General features: G+C 69.8%; 12 protein-coding genes. 1 reads left to right on the top strand and 11 read right to left on the bottom strand.

All coding sequences use genetic code 11. The annotated features are described in order from the left end of the window. Positions 1–100: 100 nt before the first annotated feature. Complete coding sequence (gene nadB, locus AKJ08_RS06245) at positions 101–1,690, top strand: L-aspartate oxidase (protein WP_050727452.1); 1,590 nt, start codon at positions 101–103, stop codon at positions 1,688–1,690. A gap of 58 nt (positions 1,691–1,748) precedes the next feature. On the opposite strand, the gene AKJ08_RS06240 is transcribed toward nadB, so the two are convergent. The 11 genes from AKJ08_RS06240 to AKJ08_RS06190 all read right to left on the bottom strand — a co-directional run bounded on the left by AKJ08_RS06240 (position 1,749) and on the right by AKJ08_RS06190 (position 14,815). Continuing rightward, on the bottom strand, positions 1,749–4,982 hold the full coding sequence (locus AKJ08_RS06240) for an Npt1/Npt2 family nucleotide transporter (protein WP_050725277.1): 3,234 nt from the start codon (positions 4,980–4,982) through the stop codon (positions 1,749–1,751). Between the two features lie 93 nt (positions 4,983–5,075). Beyond that, positions 5,076–5,759 carry a hypothetical protein gene (locus AKJ08_RS06235; protein ID WP_157370525.1) on the bottom strand — a complete coding sequence of 228 codons (684 nt, stop codon included), beginning with the start codon at positions 5,757–5,759 and terminating at the stop codon, positions 5,076–5,078. Beyond that, positions 5,756–6,286, bottom strand: a complete 531-nt coding sequence (pyrE, locus tag AKJ08_RS06230; protein ID WP_240475488.1) for an orotate phosphoribosyltransferase — start codon at positions 6,284–6,286, stop codon at positions 5,756–5,758. The genes AKJ08_RS06235 and pyrE overlap by 4 nt, the downstream gene beginning before the upstream one ends. Before the next feature lie 38 nt (positions 6,287–6,324). Next, positions 6,325–7,308 carry a ParB/RepB/Spo0J family partition protein gene (locus AKJ08_RS06225; protein ID WP_050725274.1) on the bottom strand — a complete coding sequence of 328 codons (984 nt, stop codon included), beginning with the start codon at positions 7,306–7,308 and terminating at the stop codon, positions 6,325–6,327. 58 nt (positions 7,309–7,366) lie between these two features. Next, the gene (locus AKJ08_RS06220; protein ID WP_050725273.1) at positions 7,367–7,882 is read right to left on the bottom strand and encodes a bactofilin family protein; all 516 of its coding nucleotides are present in this window, start codon (positions 7,880–7,882) and stop codon (positions 7,367–7,369) included. Continuing rightward, complete coding sequence (locus AKJ08_RS06215; protein ID WP_050725272.1) at positions 7,879–8,883, bottom strand: alpha/beta hydrolase; 1,005 nt, start codon at positions 8,881–8,883, stop codon at positions 7,879–7,881. The genes AKJ08_RS06220 and AKJ08_RS06215 overlap by 4 nt, the downstream gene beginning before the upstream one ends. Before the next feature lie 11 nt (positions 8,884–8,894). Further along, entirely contained in the window at positions 8,895–9,488 is a 594-nt protein-coding gene (locus AKJ08_RS06210) for a tetratricopeptide repeat protein (RefSeq protein WP_050725271.1), read from the bottom strand. Positions 9,489–9,649: 161 nt separating this feature from the next. Next, positions 9,650–10,240, bottom strand: coding sequence for a response regulator (locus AKJ08_RS06205; protein ID WP_082342804.1), 591 nt, complete (start codon positions 10,238–10,240; stop codon positions 9,650–9,652). Positions 10,241–10,321: 81 nt separating this feature from the next. After that, positions 10,322–11,077, bottom strand: a complete 756-nt coding sequence (locus AKJ08_RS06200; protein WP_050725269.1) for a TlyA family RNA methyltransferase — start codon at positions 11,075–11,077, stop codon at positions 10,322–10,324. A 9-nt stretch (positions 11,078–11,086) separates the two neighbouring features. Beyond that, the gene (gene dxs, locus AKJ08_RS06195) at positions 11,087–13,003 is read right to left on the bottom strand and encodes a 1-deoxy-D-xylulose-5-phosphate synthase (protein ID WP_050725268.1); all 1,917 of its coding nucleotides are present in this window, start codon (positions 13,001–13,003) and stop codon (positions 11,087–11,089) included. 288 nt (positions 13,004–13,291) lie between these two features. Then, the gene (locus AKJ08_RS06190) at positions 13,292–14,815 is read right to left on the bottom strand and encodes a hypothetical protein (protein ID WP_157370524.1); all 1,524 of its coding nucleotides are present in this window, start codon (positions 14,813–14,815) and stop codon (positions 13,292–13,294) included. Between the last annotated feature and the right edge of the window lie 1,784 nt (positions 14,816–16,599).

Below are 16,599 nucleotides of genomic sequence, written 5' to 3'. Positions count from 1 at the left end.
GTCGCCTGCTGACTCGAGTTGCCGGCGACGAGGCGCATTGATTACAGTCCGCCGCAACGAGCCGGGACGAATGACGCCCGGCGCGATCAGGAAGTTGGAGATGGCCGAGCGCTTCGACACCCTCGTCATCGGCGGCGGAGTCGCCGGTCTCACCTTCGCCCTCCGCGCCGCCCGCTGGGGCTCCGTGGCGGTCCTCACCAAGCGCAACCGCGACGAGAGCAACACCAAGTGGGCCCAGGGCGGGATCGCCGCGGTCCTCGATCCGGAGGACTCCTTCGAGGCCCACGTGGAGGACACCCTCGAAGCGGGCGCGGGCATCTGCCACCGCGACGCGGTCGAGATGTGCGTGCACGACGCGCCGGATCGGATCCGCGAGCTCGTCGACCTCGGCGTCGCCTTCTCCAAGAAGGCGATGGGGGACCTCGACCTCACCCGCGAGGGCGGCCACGGCGCGCGCCGGGTGGTCCACGCCAAGGATCTCACCGGTCGGGAGGTCGAGCGCGGCCTCCTCGAGGCCTGCGAGGCGGATCCCAACATCCAGTTCTTCGATCACCACACGGCGATCGACCTGATCCTCTCGGCCCGGGCTGGCCAGCCCGGCCCCAACCGCGCCCTCGGCGCGTGGGTGCTCGAGGAGCGCACCGGGCGTGCACGGACCTTCCTGGCGAAGGTCACGGTCCTCGCCACCGGCGGCGCCGGGAAGGTCTACCTCTACACGACCAACCCCGACGTCGCGACCGGCGACGGCCTCGCCATGGCCTGGCGGGCGGGCGCGGTGGTCGCGAACATGGAGTTCTACCAGTTCCACCCCACGTGCCTCTTCCACCCGGAGGCCAAGAGCTTCCTGATCTCGGAGGCGCTGCGCGGCGAGGGCGGGATCCTGCGGCGGAAGGACGGGACCTCCTTCATGGAGGGCTACCATCGCCTCGCCTCCCTCGCGCCTCGTGACGTGACGGCGCGGGCCATCGACGCCGAGCTCAAGCGCACCGGCGACGAGTGCGTCTACCTCGACATGACGCACTTGCCCCGCTCCTTCCTGATGGAGCGCTTCCCGAACATCTACGCAACGTGCAAGGAGTACGGGATCGACATCGCCGCCGAGGGGATCCCGGTGGTCCCCGCCGCGCACTACCAGTGCGGCGGGATCCACGTGGACCTCGGGGCGCGCACCTCCATCCCGAACCTCCTCGCCATCGGCGAGGTGAGCTGCACCGGCCTCCACGGCGCCAACCGCCTCGCGTCCAACTCGCTCCTCGAGGGCCTGGTCTTCGGCGCGAGGGCGGCGGACACCGCCCGTGAGCTCGCGCGGGACGCCCGCGAGGCGCCCCAGGTGGCCGACTGGGACGAGGGCTCCGCGGCACAGCCCGACGAGGCCGTCGTCGTCTCCCACAATTGGGACGAGATCCGCCGCCTGATGTGGAACTACGTGGGCATCGTCCGCACGACGAAGCGCCTCGAGCGCGCCAAGGCGCGGCTCGATCTCCTCCGCGAGGAGATCCGGCACTACTACTGGCAGTACAAGCTCAACCGCGACTTCATCGAGCTGCGCAACATCGCCGACGTCGCGCACATGATCGTGCGCTGCGCCCTCGAGCGGAAGGAGAGCCGCGGGCTGCACTACATCTCGGACTTCCCCGAGCTCAACGACGCCCAGTGGCAGCGCGACACCGTGATCTCGCGCAACGGCTGACGAGCGTCGTCGAGCTGGGCCGTTGGCGCGGCCGCGATGGGCGGCTCAGCGAGCGGTGCTATCCCGCCCGCCGTGGCCTCGCCTCGAGCAGCTTTCCCGCCTCGGCGCCTGCAGCCGCCACGTCGATCAGGCTGCGCAGGTGGCGGGTCACCGCTTCGAAGATCCCGCGCAGGAGCTCGGGCCTGTCGGCGATGAGGTCCAGGAAGTCCTGGCGGTCGATGGCGAGCACCCGCACCTCCGGCGCCACCGCCACCGCCGTCACCGGCCTCGGCGCGCGCTCGAGGAGGCTCGTCTCGCCGAAGGCGTCGCGCACTCCCACCTCCAGCACCTCGCTGCCGCCCTTCTCGAAGCGGACGCGGCCCTGGAGCACCACGAAGAGCGCGTTCGCCTCCTCGCCCTCCCGGAAGATGATCTCGCCGTTCCGGAAGGACGACTCCTTGCCGATGGTGGCGAGGGCCACCAGGTCGTCGATGTCGCAGCGGGCGAAGATCTCCGCCCCCTCGAGCAGGAAGACCCTCTCGATCACGCTCGCGTTCAAGTGCTCGTCCTCCGTCTCGTCGTTCGGCAGCCGCAGGCCGATCTGGCCCGCCGTGAATATCGCCAGCGCCCGCAGGACCACGTCGTTCGAGACCGTGAGCTCCAGCACCCGCGCTGGCCCCCGCTCCGGCTTCGCCGGCACCCCGCCCCACGGCTCGGGCAGCCGGTGGTAGCGCTCCAGCGCGGGAAGGAGCGGCCGCCTGAGCTCCTCCTCGACCAGGTTCTCGAGGAGCTCCAGCGCGTACGCGCGCTCTCTCGCGTCGCCTCCCGAGAAGCGCCGCCACGCGGAGAGTACCTGGCCATGCGAGTGCCGGATATGCAGGAGCCGGAAGATCACCTCGAGGTTCTGCTGCATCCGGTCGCCGAGCGCGCGGACGAGCACGGAGTGGGGAGGCAGCGCGGCCTCGAGGTCGCGGTAGAGCGGAAGGTAGTACTCGTAGGTCCGCAGCCTTCGGAAGGTCGCCTCCTTCAGGCGCTGCAGGTCGACCTCGATCTCCGGGTGCTCGTCGTGAAGCCGCGAGAGGTTGGTCGCGATCCGGAAGCGTAGATAGGCGTGCTCCTGGATGTTCGAGAAGAGGAGCGCCCGCGCCGCGGCGGACGTGCCGACCTTGCGGAGCACCCGCGGCACCTCGAGGCGCAGGACGAGCGCCTCGCTCCGATCGTCGAGGACGGTCGAGAGCGCGGGCACGACCGCGTCGCCGTAGCGGGCCAGCGCCGTCCGCGCCGCCGCGCGGCAGGAGCGATCCGCCAGGAGCCTGCACAGGGCCGGCACGAGGGCGGGCTCGAGGATCCGCCCTGCGGCGGCACTGGCCACCCGCCGTACGTTCGGGTCCTCATCGGCGAGATAGAAGGCCAGGCGGGTCCCGAAAGCGGACGGCCCGAGGCGGCCGAGGGCGCGGGCGGTCTCGATGCGCTCCTGAACCGGCGCGCCGGGGCGCTCGAGGCGATCCAGGAGGGCGCGGGTGGCGACGAGGGACGCCTGTTCCGCGGACGCCACTTCGGGCGGGCCTCTGTCGCCGGGCGCCGCGCCTTCGCCGAAGAGCGCGCCCTCGCGGGACGCCAGCTCGGGCGGGACCAGCGCGGCGATGGCGGCGCCGGCGAGCGGCGAATCGTTGCGATCGAGCCACGGGAGGAGGAGCTCCCGCGCCCGCTCCGGCACGAGCTTCCCCAGTGCCAGCGCCGCCTCGTAGCGGATCTCCGGCCGGTCGCCGGCGAAGATCCGCTCGAGCTGCGGCACCGCCTGCGAGATCCGCCGGTCGTGGACGAGCGCCACCGTGCTGCGGCGCACCCTGCTGTCCGGATGGCCCAGGAGCCGCGGCAGGAAGGGAAGCGGATCGAAGCGGGGATCGTCGCGGAGGAGCGCGATCGACGTGAGGACTCGCACGGGCTCGTCGCTCGACAGGGCGCTCCTGAGCACCGTCCGCGCCTCGGCGCTTCGGAGGTGGTTCGCGCCGAGGTTCACCGCCGGCGCGAGGCGATCCTCGATCGCAACGACGTAGAACCGCCGCGAGATCGCCAGGATCACCACGTAGACCGCCACGACCCCCACGACCGCCGCCACCAGGAGCTCCACGCTCGCCCGGCTGCCGAGCACGAGCAGCAGCACGCCGCCCGAGGCGAAGCCGACCTTCTTCACCAGGCCGTCCACGAGCGCGCGGATCCGGGGCCGGAGCGAATCCGGGATCGGTCCGTAGAGGAGCTGGAAGGCGGCCGGGTTCAGCGAGAGGCTGCCCGCCGATTCGATGAGACGCAGGCCGAAGGCCGGTCCCATCCCCGGCACGAAGAGACAGCCGATCGACGCGAGGGCGCTACCCATGGGGGTGATCAGCAGGTAGCGGAAGACCCCGAAGCGCTCGAGGATCCGCCCTGCTGCGCCCACCTGGAAGAGCACGGCGACCACGCCCATCCAGAGGTTGAGGGCGCCAAACAGTGCCGCGAGCTCCGCCTCGCCGTAGCGCTCGCCAGCCTGGAAGCGGAAGAGGTAGTCCGCCACGGCCGTGAGCGCCGCGAGAAGGAGCATCAGCGTCGCGAGCGCCCGGGGATAGTGGTTCTTCAGGAGGTAGGTGCGGACGTCGCGGGCGGAGGGCCGCTGCTTCGACGAACCGGTCGATGGCCCCCCTGCAGCGGTCGCCTCGGCGGCGGCCGCACGGTTCGCTCGCCGGAGCGAGCGCGACGCCGCGGCGCTCCCCAGGAGCAGGAGCGCGGCAAGCGGCAGGAGGCCCACCGCACCCAGCGTCCCGCCCAGGAGCTGCGCCGCGAGGCCGGCGACGATCGCGCCCACCATCCCTGCCGCCGCGAGGACGCCGAAGATCCGCCGGTTCGCCCGCTGGTCGAAGAGCTCGGAGGCGGCGCCCCAGAAGCGGATCGAGACGATCGTCGCGCAGGTCTCGCCCAAGAGGTAGAGCGCCACCACCGCAGCCGGGATGCGGAAATAGGTAGCCGACGCGAGGCCGAGGAGCGCCGCCGCCGCCCAGAGCAGGCCCTGCCGGGGCATGCCGGGCGCCCTCCGGCGGTCGAGGTAGGCCGCCGCCCAGGCGGCCAGCCCCGTGGCCAGCGCGCTCGCGATGTAGAGCGGCGGGAGGGCCTCGACCCGGAAGCGGGCGACCACGAGGGCGTTCGACGCGCTCTTCACCAGCACCACGGCCGCGACGAACGCCAGGTGGTAGACGCCCGCCATGGCGGTGCGCCTGCCCTCCCCCGGTCGGAGCCCCATCAGGTGCGAGGCGTACGCGGCGATGGTCTTGGCGAGGTCCAAGGGCGGCATCCTACCCGGGCGAGGCCCTCGCGGCCACAGGCACGGCGTGCAGGATCTCGCCGCTCTGTGGCGAAACCTCGCACCCGGCGCCCGCTACGGAAGCGGCCAGCTCGGCTCGACGTTGGCCACAGCGGAGACGAAGCGGAGCACGAGCTGCTTCGAGCCCGGCGGGATCGTCGGCGCGCCGTTTTCGTCCGCCCCCGGGAAGCGCACCCGATACACGGTCGCGAAGCGGTTCACGTAGGGATAGAGGGCGCGGAGGTTCGCGTCCGGGGTCGACACCCTCTCGACGGAGATCGGGCGGACCGGCGGCTCACCCTCACGTGGGAGCTCGAGGGTCCAGATCGACTTCCCGGAGGCAAGGTCGTCCCAGGTCGGATCCGCGACGTAGAAGCCCACCACGAAGTCGACGAAGTTCGCGTCGTCGGCCTGCTCGTCCGCGAGGAGGGCCTCCCTCTCGGGGCCCGACATCCCCCGGAACGTGGCGGTCGCCAACGCCCGATGCTTTCGGAACGGCCACGCTTGCCACGTGACCGCCAGGAAGACCCTCGCGTCGAAGAGCTGGTACACCGACTCGTAGCGGGTGTAGCGCTCGAGCTCCTCGTAGTACGCCTTGTCGTCGACGAGCTTCGCCGGTGGCTGGGAGATGCTGGGCCGCATGCCGACGTTCGAGCAGCCGGCCAGCGTCAGCAACACCAGGATCCACGCGGTCATGGCTCGAGGGCCGCCGCAGTCGCCGCGACGAAGCAGCGTCTCCGCGGCGGTCATCAAGTTCACCCCTCATCCCCCATGAAATCGCTCCGGTCGAAGAGCGAGTCGAGGCGATAGCCCCTGGCCTCGAAGGCCTCGCGGCCGCCTTCCTTCCGATCCACGAGCGCGAAGACGCCGGCGATCACGAGCCCCGCCTCCTCCGCGCGCTCGCAGGCCTTCAGGCCGGAACCGCCGGTAGTCACGACGTCCTCGACGATAGCCACGCGGGTTCCCGGCTGCAAAGGGGGCCCCTCGATCGCGCGACCGGTCCCGTGGCCCTTCACCTCCTTGCGGACGATGAAGCCCTGGAGCGGACGGGCGGCGAGCCAGCTCGCCATCGAAACCCCCGATGCGATCGGATCCGCGCCGAGGGTCAGGCCGCCGACGGCGGTCACGTCCGGCGCCAGACGATGGATCCGGTCGAGGAGGAGGCGGCCCACCAGCCAGTGCCCCTCGGCGGTCAGGGTGGTCCGCTTGCAGTCGATGTAGAAGTTCGACTCCTTGCCGGAGGCGAGGGTCACCTTCCGCTTCTCGAAGGAGAGGGAGCGAAGCATCGAAAGCAGTCGGGCGTGGTCGTTCTCGAGGAGGGGATTCACGTCTTCCTTTCGGCGGTGCGCCCCAGCCATTGGCCGAGCGCGCCGTAGTAGTCGAGCTGATCGGCGAGGACGCCGCGGGGGCCCTCGGGAAGCTCGGTCCAGTGGTCCACGAGGACCGAGAGATCCTGGGTGAGCTCGGAGAAACGCACCGCCAGGTCCCGGGCGAGCCAGTCGGCCGTCACCTCCTGCCGGGGAGGCGGGGCGAGGTCGTCCGCGGGGACGATCCGCACCCGGCCGAGGGCCATGGGCAGCGGCGCCTCCTCGGGCGGGCGCTGGAGAGCGACGGGCTCCGGCGTAGCAGCTGCTTCAGCCGCAGCGAACTCGAGGTCCGGCAGGGACGCCACATCGGCCGCCGGCTGGAGGGCCGCCTCGGCCGCCGGAATCTCGACGACCGGATCCGGAGCCTGCGACGTCGAAGCCTCGGACACGGAACCCGGGCGCTGCCGGGTTTCGGACGAAGGAACGGCGCGAGGCTCGTCGTCGTCCAGGGCGTCTTCGTCGAGCACCGTGCGATCAGGGGGCTCCAGGCCCTGCGCGATCGCCGCGAGATCCTCCAGCCGCTCCCGAGCCCTCTCGATCGCGCGGCCCAGCAGCTCGTCGAGGGCCGGCGTGCTCCAGCCCATCGCCTGGTAGCGATCGAGCAGGCCCTGCAGCTCCTCGACCTCGAGGGCGCGGCTGTCGATCGCGTCCGCGGCGGCGATCAGCGCGGCGGCCGCGTCGGAGATCTCCCCGTGGTCGCGTACGAGCACCCGGCTCCGATGCAGGAGCCGGAGCGCCTTCAGGCGGCGGAAGCCCGTGATCGGCTCGACCTTGCCGTCGATCGTCCGGACCTCGATCGCGAAGAGCTGCCCCACCTGGGCGATCGACTGCGCGAGAGACGCGACCTCGCCGGGGTCGCGGAGGCGAAAGACCGTGTCCTCGCGGAGCGATGCCAGCGGCACGTAGCCGAGCACCTGGGGGGGCTGGGAGGGGGGCGCCATCGGCGCGGCATCCTACGCGATTTCGCCGGGAACCGGCCGCGTTTCCGCCCCGCCGCCGTCAGGGGCCAGGGACGATCGCCTTGCGCCGGTCGCCGATCGACAGGGCGGAGGCGGGCATCGGCGGCGGGCCATCCCCTTCGGACCAATGCGTGGCCGCGAAAAACACGTCGGGCCCGGCACCTGTCGCGATTTCGAGAAGCTGCGACGAACCGTCCGGCAAGACATCGTCGACGCTCGAATCCGCGCCGTCCTGCGCGGCACCGAGCTCCACCCTGCCCCGCACGGTCGAGCCGGGGGCGATGTCGAGGCGCGGAGCGCGAAGATCTCCCTCCACCGTGCAGCCCGCGCGGAGCTCGATCGACTCCGACGCGACGACGGGGCCCTTCAACGAGCCGCACACGATCGCCCGCGTCACCCGGACCTCGGCGTCGACCCGGCCGCCCTCCTCGACTTGGAGCGTGCCCTCGAGGGCGATCGTGCCCTCAAACGTCCCGAGGACCACCAGATCGCCCACGCCCTCGATCGTCCCCCGCACCCGCAGGCCCCTTGGGATCCGCTGTTCCTGCGCGCTCATGCCCCGCCCCCCAGGTGCCGCTCCAGAAAGGCGGCTGCGTCGTCCATGGACTTCATCTTCGTCTCGGCGAGCTCGTGGTAGAGCTCGTGGCGGCCACCCGGGTAGACGACGAGCTCCTTGTCGCTGGCGCCCAGATCCCGGAAGAAGGCCTCGCCCGTCGCCGGGTCCGCGATGCCGTCACACTCCGGCACCTGCACCAGCGAAGGCAGCGTGATCTTAGAGGCCTCTGCCCGCGCCTTCGCCTGCGCGGAAGTGCTCTCGGTGAACCAGCGCGGCGTGGTCGTGTGGCCGTAGAGCGGATCCCGATCGGACGCTTCCTGCCAGGCGGGATCCTGCGACAGGAGCTCGGTGGGCAGCTTTCCCGAGACCGGCAGCCACGGCACGACCTTCCCGATGAGCAGCGCCGCCTGCACCTTGAGCCAGGGCGGCTCGAACGCGAGGCGGAGGTACGGCGAGGAGAAGACCGCAGCGCTCAGAGCGAGTGAAGAAGCCGGACCCGCACGAGCGGGCCCGACTTCTTCAGCCGCGGTTCCCGCGGTTGCGCTTTTGCGTGGCTCCGCCTCCGGCTTCGCGTGCGCGGAAATGCCCTTCTTTTCGTCTGCTCCGCCTTCGGCTCCGCCGCCATGCCAGCGCGACTCGAGATACCGGGCCAGCATGAGCCCGCCATGGGAGTGGCCCACCAGGAAGAGCTTGCGCCCCGCCCTCCGCGCCTCGATCCGTCCCAGGAAGAGCTCGAGATCGTCGAGGTACTCGTCGAAGGCGTCGACGTGGCCGCGGCGGCCGTCGGCCTGGCCGTGCCCGCGGTAGTCGAACGCGTGGACCGCGAAGCCCCGGGAGGCGAGGAGCTCGAGGAACTCCGTCCATCGCCCGGAGTGATCGCCGTAGCCGTGGATGAAGCCCACCTCCGCCCGGGGATCCGTCGGGAGGTACGACTGCCAATACAGGCGAAGGTTGTCCTTCGCCGGGAAGAAGCCTTCCTCGTGGGGGATCGCGGTCTTCAAGGCCGGGGACGTTAATCGACCCGGCGCCGTTCGTAAACGGCCGTGCTTCGGCGGGGCTGCGGCTCCTCGTGGGCCGCCGTGCGCAGATAACGCAACGCCAGCTTCGATCGGCCCCTCTCGGCAGCGGTCTTCGCGAGCTGGCGCCAGAGCGCCCCGTTCCCGGGGTGCGCTGCGGAGAACGTCCGGGCGAGGGCCTCCGCCTTCGCGTCCTCCCGATTCCGGGCGTGGAGATCCGCGAGGGCGAGCCACGCCTCGGGCGAATCGGGCGCGAGCTCGATCGCCCGCCGAAGCGCCGCGATCGCCGCCGCCTTTCGCCGCTGCCCGTCGCGAACCCTGCCGACGAGGAGGAAGGCGTCCGCATGGGAGGGATCCAGGCGAATCGCCCGCTCGCCCTCCGACGCCGCCTTCTCGAGGTCCCCGACGCGGGCCAGCAGCCAGCCCATCGCGACGTGCAGCTCGGCGGAGCCGGGATCGAAGACGATCGCCTGCCGAAGCTCCACCAGCGCGCCGGGCAGATTGCCCTCCGACTCCGCCATCCGAGAGAGGAGGTAGTGCCGATAGGCCAGAGGGCTCGAGTAGCTCCCCTCGTCGGAGCTCCCGGTCACCTCTTGAACGGCAGACGCGTCGGGCGCTGGGCGCGCCGTGTCGGTATCAAGAATCAGAGGCGCCGATGGCGTCTCGGCAGTCGCCGTCGCGGAAAACAGCAGGGCGATGGCGGCGAGCGCGCGGATCGAACGCTCCTTTCGTGAGACCAGGACGCCGGAAATCAGCCGGCGAGCTGGCCCACACGGATCCCGAGGAGCCGCTGGATGGCCCCGAGGAGATCCTCGGCACGATACGGTTTCACGACATGTGCGTCGAAGCCCGCGTCGACGACCTTCTTGCTCGTCGCAGGATCCGAGAGGCCCGTGCACGCGATCACCGGCGTGTCGGCCGTCTCCGGCCTCGCGCGCAGAGACGCGATGGCCGCAAAGCCGTCCATCCCCGGCATCACCAGGTCGAGCACCACCAGGTTCGGGCGGAAGGTGGCCACCTGGAGCCCGGCCTCGAAGCCGCTGGACGCCAACTCCACGTCGAAGCCCGCACCCTCCAATACGGCACGCAGGAGGTCGCGCTCGTCGGGGTCGTCGTCCACGGCGAGGATCCGCGGCGGGTGCTCCTCGGACTCACCGAGCTCCGGAGGTACCGGGATCTGGTACTTCTCGAGAAAGCTCAGGAGATCGTCGCGGGCAATCCTGCGATGTCCACCCGGCGTCTTGTGGGCCTTGAGGCGGTTTGCCTTCACCCAATTGACGATCGTCGGAAGCGATACTCCCAGTAACCGGCTCGCTTCGAACGTCGTGAAATATTTCGCCATACGAGAGCTTTCCGCCTCGCCAGTGGGGTTCCAAACAAGCGTAACGGCCCGAAAGCCGAGCGGTCAAGGATTAGGGCAATTCTATGACTCTTGCGAGTCGATCCTCGCGGCCCAGAGGAGCGCCTCCAGGTTCCCGGCAGGGCCCAGGATCGGAGAGTCCACGATCCCGCGCACCTCCAGTCGAAGGCCCCGGCAGAAATCGGCGATTCGGTCGATCGCCTCCTGCCGCTTCTCGGGATCCCGCACCACCCCGCCATTTCCTACGTCCTTGGGGCCGACCTCGAACTGGGGTTTCACCAGCATCACGAGCTGCCCGCCAGGGCGGACGAGCGATCGAGCGGCCGGTAGCACGAGCTCGAGCGAGATGAAGGAGAGGTCCATCACCGCCAGGTCGAACGGCTCGGCGCCCAGCTGCTCCAGGCCCACGGTGCGGGCGTTCACCCTCTCGAAGGAGTGCACCCGCGGATCCTGGCGCAGCTTCTCGTGGAGCTGGCCGTAGCCCACGTCCACCGCCCACACCGCCTCGGCGCCCCGCTGGAGGAGCAGGTCGGTGAAGCCGCCCGTCGACGCGCCGAGATCCACGCAGCGAAGGCCGGCGGGATCGATCCCGAAGGTGTCCAGCGCCCCCTCGAGCTTGAGCGCGCCGCGAGAGACGTAACGCAGGCCCTCGCCCTTGAGGCGGATCGGCAGCTCGGGATCGACGAGCTGCCCGGGCTTGTCCACCCGGTGGTCGCCGACCAGCACCTCGCCCGCCATCACCAGCGCCTGGGCGCGGGCCCGCGTCTCGGCGAGGCCGCGCTCGAGGAGGAGCTTGTCGATCCGCTCACGCTTCGCCATCGGCCTGCTTCAGCTCGCCTTGGCGCCGTGGAGCTGCACCGGGAGACCCAGCACCCGTCGCACCCCCGCGACGATCCCGGCCTGATCGATCCCGTAGTGGACCTTCTGCTTGTCGGAGTTTCCGTGCTCCACGAAGTGGTCGGGGATGCCCAGCCGCTCCACCGGCAGGTAGAGCTTGCGGTCCTGCAGCGCCTCGAGCACCGCCGTGCCGAAGCCGCCCTGGAGGCAGCCCTCCTCCACCGTCACGACCTTGCCGGCCTGCGCCGCGAGGTCGCAGATGAGGTCGGCGTCCAGCGGCTTCACGAAGCGGGGATCCACCACCACCGCGCGGATCCCTTCCGCCTGGAGCGACTTCGCCGCCGCGACAGCCGGGTGGACGGTCGTCCCCAGCGCGACGATCAGCACGTCCGGGTTCGGTCCGGCGGGGTGCACTACGCGGCCCTTGCCCACCTCGAGGACCTGAGGCGGCGAGGCCGGCACGCCCACCGCCGAACCTCGGGGGAAGCGGTACGCCGACGGGCCGTCGATCTCGAGCGACGTGGCGATCATGTTCCGCAGCTCCTGCTCGTCGGCAGGCGCCATCACCACCATGCTCGGGATGCAGCGGAGGTAAGCGATATCGAAGAGGCCCTGGTGCGTCTTGCCGTCGGCGCCCACCAGCCCGCCCCGATCCAGCGCGAACGAGACCGGGAGGTTCTGCAGCGCCACGTCGTGGATGATCTGGTCGTAGGCCCGCTGGAGGAACGTCGAGTAGATGGCGACGATCGGCCTGATTCCCTCGCAGGCCATGCCCGCCGCGAAAGTCACCGCGTGCTGTTCGGCGATCCCCACGTCGTAGACCCGCTCAGGGAAGCGCTCCTTCGTCTTGATCAGGCCCGTGCCCTCGAGCATCGCCGCCGTGATCGCGATCACGTTCGCGTCCTTCGCCATGTGCTCGGACACGGCCTCCGCGAAGAAGTCGGTGTAGCTGGGCACCGCGGGCTTCTTGGCCACCGACTTGCCCGTGGCGATCTCGAAGTTCGCCAGGCCGTGGCCGCGGGTGCGCAGATCGCTTTCCGCCGGGGCGTAGCCCTTGCCCTTGGTGGTCCGGCAGTGGATCACCACCGGCCCGTCGATCTCGGCGGCCGCCACCTGGCGGAGGATCCGCACCATCGAGATCACGTCGTGGCCGTCGGTGGGGCCGATGTACTGGAAGCCCAGGCCCTCGAAGAGGATCCCCGGGGTGAGCAGCGCCTTCGAGGAGTCGATCGCGCGGCGGATCCCCTCGATGGCCGAGTCGCCGTGGGGGAGCGCGTGCAGCACCTCCTTCACGTTCCGGCGCCAGCGGTTGAAGGTCTGCCCCGCGAACTTCTTCGAGAACCACTCCGAGAGCGCGCCCACGTTCGGGCTGATCGACATCTCGTTGTCGTTCAAGAGCACGATCAGGTCGCGCTCCAGGTAGCCGGCCTGGTTCAGGCCCTCGAAGGCCACGCCGCCCGTCATGCTGCCGTCGCCCACCAGGGCCACGACCTTGCCCACCTCGGACTTCATCCGGCGGGCCTCGATCATCCCCAGGCCTGCCGAGATCGCCGTGGACGCGTGGCCGACACCGAAGGCGTCGTGCTCCGACTCCGCCCGCTCGGGGAAGCCCGCCAGGCCACCGTCCTTGCGGATGCTGCGGAAGGCCTCGCGGCGTCCCGTAAGGAGCTTGTGGGCGTAGGCCTGGTGGCCCACGTCGTAGACGAGGCGATCGCGGGGGCTGTCGAAGACGTAGTGCATCGCCACCACGAGCTCGACCGCGCCGAGGGACGCGCCCAGGTGCGCGCCGTTCCCGGCGGCGCAGGTGGTGATGATCTCGTCCCGGAGCTCGGCGCAGAGGGCGGGGAGCTGGTCCTCGCGCAGCGCCTTCACGTCCTCGGGGCCATCGATCTTCTCGAGCAGCGACATTCTTCCTCCCCGGCCGCCATGCGGAACGGGCTCGGGCGCGGCAAAGGTGCCCTCCGCTCTGCCCGGAAGGCGCCCGCGCGCAAGTCCACCAACACGCAGGACGGGTCGATGTAGACCCGCCGGCCCTCCCATGCCCTACCCGGCCTGGTCAATCAAGGGCTTTGGGTCCGATCGTGCCTTCTGGTTGCACGCCCGGCCCATCCGGAGGGCCCCGGATCGACGCAGGCGCCCGGCATCAGCCGAGCGCCTGCATGGCCGCCTGGCAGCTGTCGAGGCTACGCCTGTCGACTACTGGCAGAGCTGGACGTTCATGTCCTGGCGCTCGTAGTACGACCAGGAGCCGGCACACGACTGGCCCGCCGGGCACTCGTAGAGAGGCTCGTCGAGGTTCCCTTCGTAATCGCACATGTAGCTGCACGTTCCGGAGGCGCAGTCCAGGTACGTGTCGGGCGGCAGGTTCCGGTCGAAGCAGAGGTCCGAGCTGGTCGTCCACGTGCTGCAGGCGTCTCCCGGCGAACGAAGCTCGCCGCAGATCCCCTGCCATCCCGCCGGCGCGAACTCGATCGCGCAAGACCCGCCGGTCGTGCAGTCCGCGTTGGAGTCGCAGAGCTGCTTGCACACCCCCTCGTAAATCGTCGGACTCCGGGCCCACGTACGAACGCAGAAGAGGTCCGTCGCGCAATCCTCACGACCCGCCCCGGACCTCCAGCATCGACCGTTCAGCCACACGCCGTCGGGCGTTCCACACTGGTTCCCGGGGAGGCACGCCCCTCCGCCCGAGCAGGTGCCGCAGTCCGGGACGACGCGGGTCTCTCCGCAGCGGTCGGGGACCCGGACCTGACCGCAGGTCGCCCCCGCCTGGACGCAGAGCTGGGCATCGGTCTCACCCACACAGGGACCGCAGACGTTGGCGACCTGCGAGCCGCAGCTCGCGGTGCCCGAGCAGGTGCCGCAGTCGACGACCCGGCGCTGGCCACAGTTGTCGACGCCCGCGAACGAGCCGCAGTCCTTGCGCTGACGCGAGCAGAACGTGGCGTCGTCCTCCGGCTGGCAGCAGAGGTTGGAGGCGCAGAGGAGGCCGTCGTCGCAGGTTCCGCAGTCGACGGTGCGCGGATCGCCGCAGTTGTCCGCCCGGGTGACCTCGCCGCAGTTCTTGCCGACGCGGGCGCAGAAGGCGTCGTCGCCCTCCGTCCTGCACGAACAGGTGTTGTCGTCACCGCAGGTCTGGCCGTCCGGGCAGGTGCCGCAGGCCGCCGTCCGGGCGTTTCCGCAGTTGTCTGTGCCGGTCACGTCGCCGCAGGTCTTGCCCAGGCGGGCGCAGAACGCCGCGTCGGACTCGCTGTCGCAGCCGTCGTGGCATGTATTGTCGTCGCCGCACATTTGGCCGTCCTGGCAGCTACCGCAGCTCGCCATCCGCTCCCGGTCACAGTTGTCCATGGCGGTCACGCTGCCGCAGGTCTTGCCCAGGCGGGCGCAGAACGCCTCGTCCTCCTCCTGGGTACAGAGGGTGTGGCAGAGGTTGTCGTCGCCGCACTCCTGGCCCGCGACGCACGAGCCGCACGCGGCAGTCCGCTCGACGCCGCACTGATCCGTGTCGGTCACGTCTCCGCAGATCTTGCCGAGGCGGCGGCAGATGGCCGCGTCGGACTCGGCGGCACACGGGCGCTCGCAGCTCTCGCCCTCGATCTCGCAGCCGTTCGACGCGTCGCCATCACAATTCAGGAAGCCCGTCGCACAGGCGCAGGAGCCGTCGTTCTGGCAGACCATGTCCGGGCCGCAGCCCTCGGGGCACGTCAGGGCGGGTTCGACCACTCCCCCGTCACAGGCGGGCACTCCGAGCCCGAGACCGAAAACGATCGCGAGCAGACGTGCAGATACAAGCGGACCACGAATCGAATCCCACATTCCGACCTCGTCCCCAATACCTGGGGTCTCATCACTGAGTTCGTCGCTCCGGTCCCCCGCAGCTACTGACACATCCTCAGTGTTCCATTCCACGTAGGGTCGTAATCCCCCCAGGGTCCGTCGCAGGACGTGCCGAACGGGCAATCCCACATTTCGCCAAGCCTATCGACTTCACAGGCGTAGCTGCAAACACCAGAGATGCACTCGAGCCGTGAGCCGGGCGGCGTCGAAGGGTCCCTGCACAAGTCCGGACTGCTCATCCAGTCGGAGCAAGCCTGCCCTTCGCTGAGAATGTTTGCACAAATCCCCGACCATATTTCATCGTCGAGAAACGATAGAGCACAGGTTCCTCCAGTCGTGCAGTCTGAATCGGAGCGGCAAACCTGTTTACACGCTCCAAATGGCGTGTCGGCGCCTATGCAGTACAAGTGCGCTTCGCAATCCACGTCGACGAAACAAGACTGATCCAGCCCCTGGCCACCCCGAACACCGCAGATTCCGCCCGTGCAGACCGTTCCGTCCGAGCAGGTTCCGCAATCGGCGAGGACGTGGACCTCGTTACATTGGTCGAAGATTCCAAACAAGCCGCAAACCGCGCCGGTCCGGAGGCAAAACCCGTCGTCGGGCTCAGGCTCGGGCCCGGGATCGCACACCGTGTCGCACACATTCCGAACCCGTTTACCGCAGGTCTCATCATCCGGGCAGGTGCCGCAGTCGACGGTGCGCCAATCGCCGCAGTTGTCCGTACTCACAAACGAGCCGCAGTTCTTGCGCTCGCGCTCACAGAAGGCGCCGTCGTTCTCGGGAACACAGTCCCGGCAAGTGTTGCCCGGACCGCAGCTCTGGTCGTCAGCACAGGTGCCACAACCCGCCGTCCTGGTCCGACCGCAGTTGTCCATTCCGGTCATGTCGCCGCAAGTCTTGTCCAGGCGGGTACAGAAGTCCTCGTCGGTCTCGGGATCGCAGGGCGTGTTGCAGGTGTTGTCATCGCCGCAAACCTGGCCGTTGGGGCAGCTTCCGCAGGTCGCGGTCCGCGCTTGATCGCAGCTGTCCGGCGCGGTCACCATTCCACAGGTCTTGCCGAGGCGGGCGCAGAACGCTCCGTCGTCCTCCACGGCACAGACGGTGTGGCAGAGATTGTCGAAGCCACACTCCTGGTCATCGTGGCAGGAGCCACACTCGGCCGTCCGCTCGACCCCGCACTGGTCCCTATCGGTCACGGTTCCGCAGGTCTTACTGAGACGGCGGCAGATGGCCGCGTCGGACTCGCCGAAACACGGGCGCTCACACCTATCGCCCTGGTGCTCGCAGCCGTTCGACGCGTCGCCGTCGCAATCGAGGAAGCCCGTACTACAGACGCAGGACCCATCGGTCCCGCAGATCATATTTGGGCTGCAGCCCTCGGCGCACGCCTGGACGGGATCGCCCCCATCCCTCTCACAGGCGGACAACCAGAGCCCCAGTCCGAGAACGATTGCGACCAAGCGTGGGGACAAAAGTGATCGAGTCGAATCCCTCATTCCGGCCTCGTCCCCGAACCTGGGGTCTCATCTCGTGGAGCCAACGACTGCATGTTGCGCTGTTTACGTATGAGACGACCCTACGGTCGGATACTTGGCACGTCAAGTGCGACTCTCTCTCTTCCTGTTTCAAGCGTGCGAGGGAAGCCGAGGGGGCCTCGTATCCTCACG

It is taken from the genome of Vulgatibacter incomptus (genome assembly GCF_001263175.1).
Lineage (GTDB): Bacteria > Myxococcota > Myxococcia > Myxococcales > Vulgatibacteraceae > Vulgatibacter > Vulgatibacter incomptus.
Note: the sequence above shows the minus strand (reverse complement) of the source record. Positions and strands in the feature narration are given on the sequence as shown.

Coding starts and splice junctions, on each gene's coding strand:
- AKJ08_RS06205 (WP_082342804.1), bottom strand. CDS start 10,240: ATGGCGAAATATTTCACGACGTTCGAAGCGAGCCGGTTACTGGGAGTA.
- AKJ08_RS06200 (WP_050725269.1), bottom strand. CDS start 11,077: ATGGCGAAGCGTGAGCGGATCGACAAGCTCCTCCTCGAGCGCGGCCTC.
- pyrE (WP_240475488.1), bottom strand. CDS start 6,286: ATGCTTCGCTCCCTCTCCTTCGAGAAGCGGAAGGTGACCCTCGCCTCC.
- AKJ08_RS06225 (WP_050725274.1), bottom strand. CDS start 7,308: ATGGCGCCCCCCTCCCAGCCCCCCCAGGTGCTCGGCTACGTGCCGCTG.
- AKJ08_RS06220 (WP_050725273.1), bottom strand. CDS start 7,882: ATGAGCGCGCAGGAACAGCGGATCCCAAGGGGCCTGCGGGTGCGGGGG.
- nadB (WP_050727452.1), top strand. CDS start 101: ATGGCCGAGCGCTTCGACACCCTCGTCATCGGCGGCGGAGTCGCCGGT.
- dxs (WP_050725268.1), bottom strand. CDS start 13,003: ATGTCGCTGCTCGAGAAGATCGATGGCCCCGAGGACGTGAAGGCGCTG.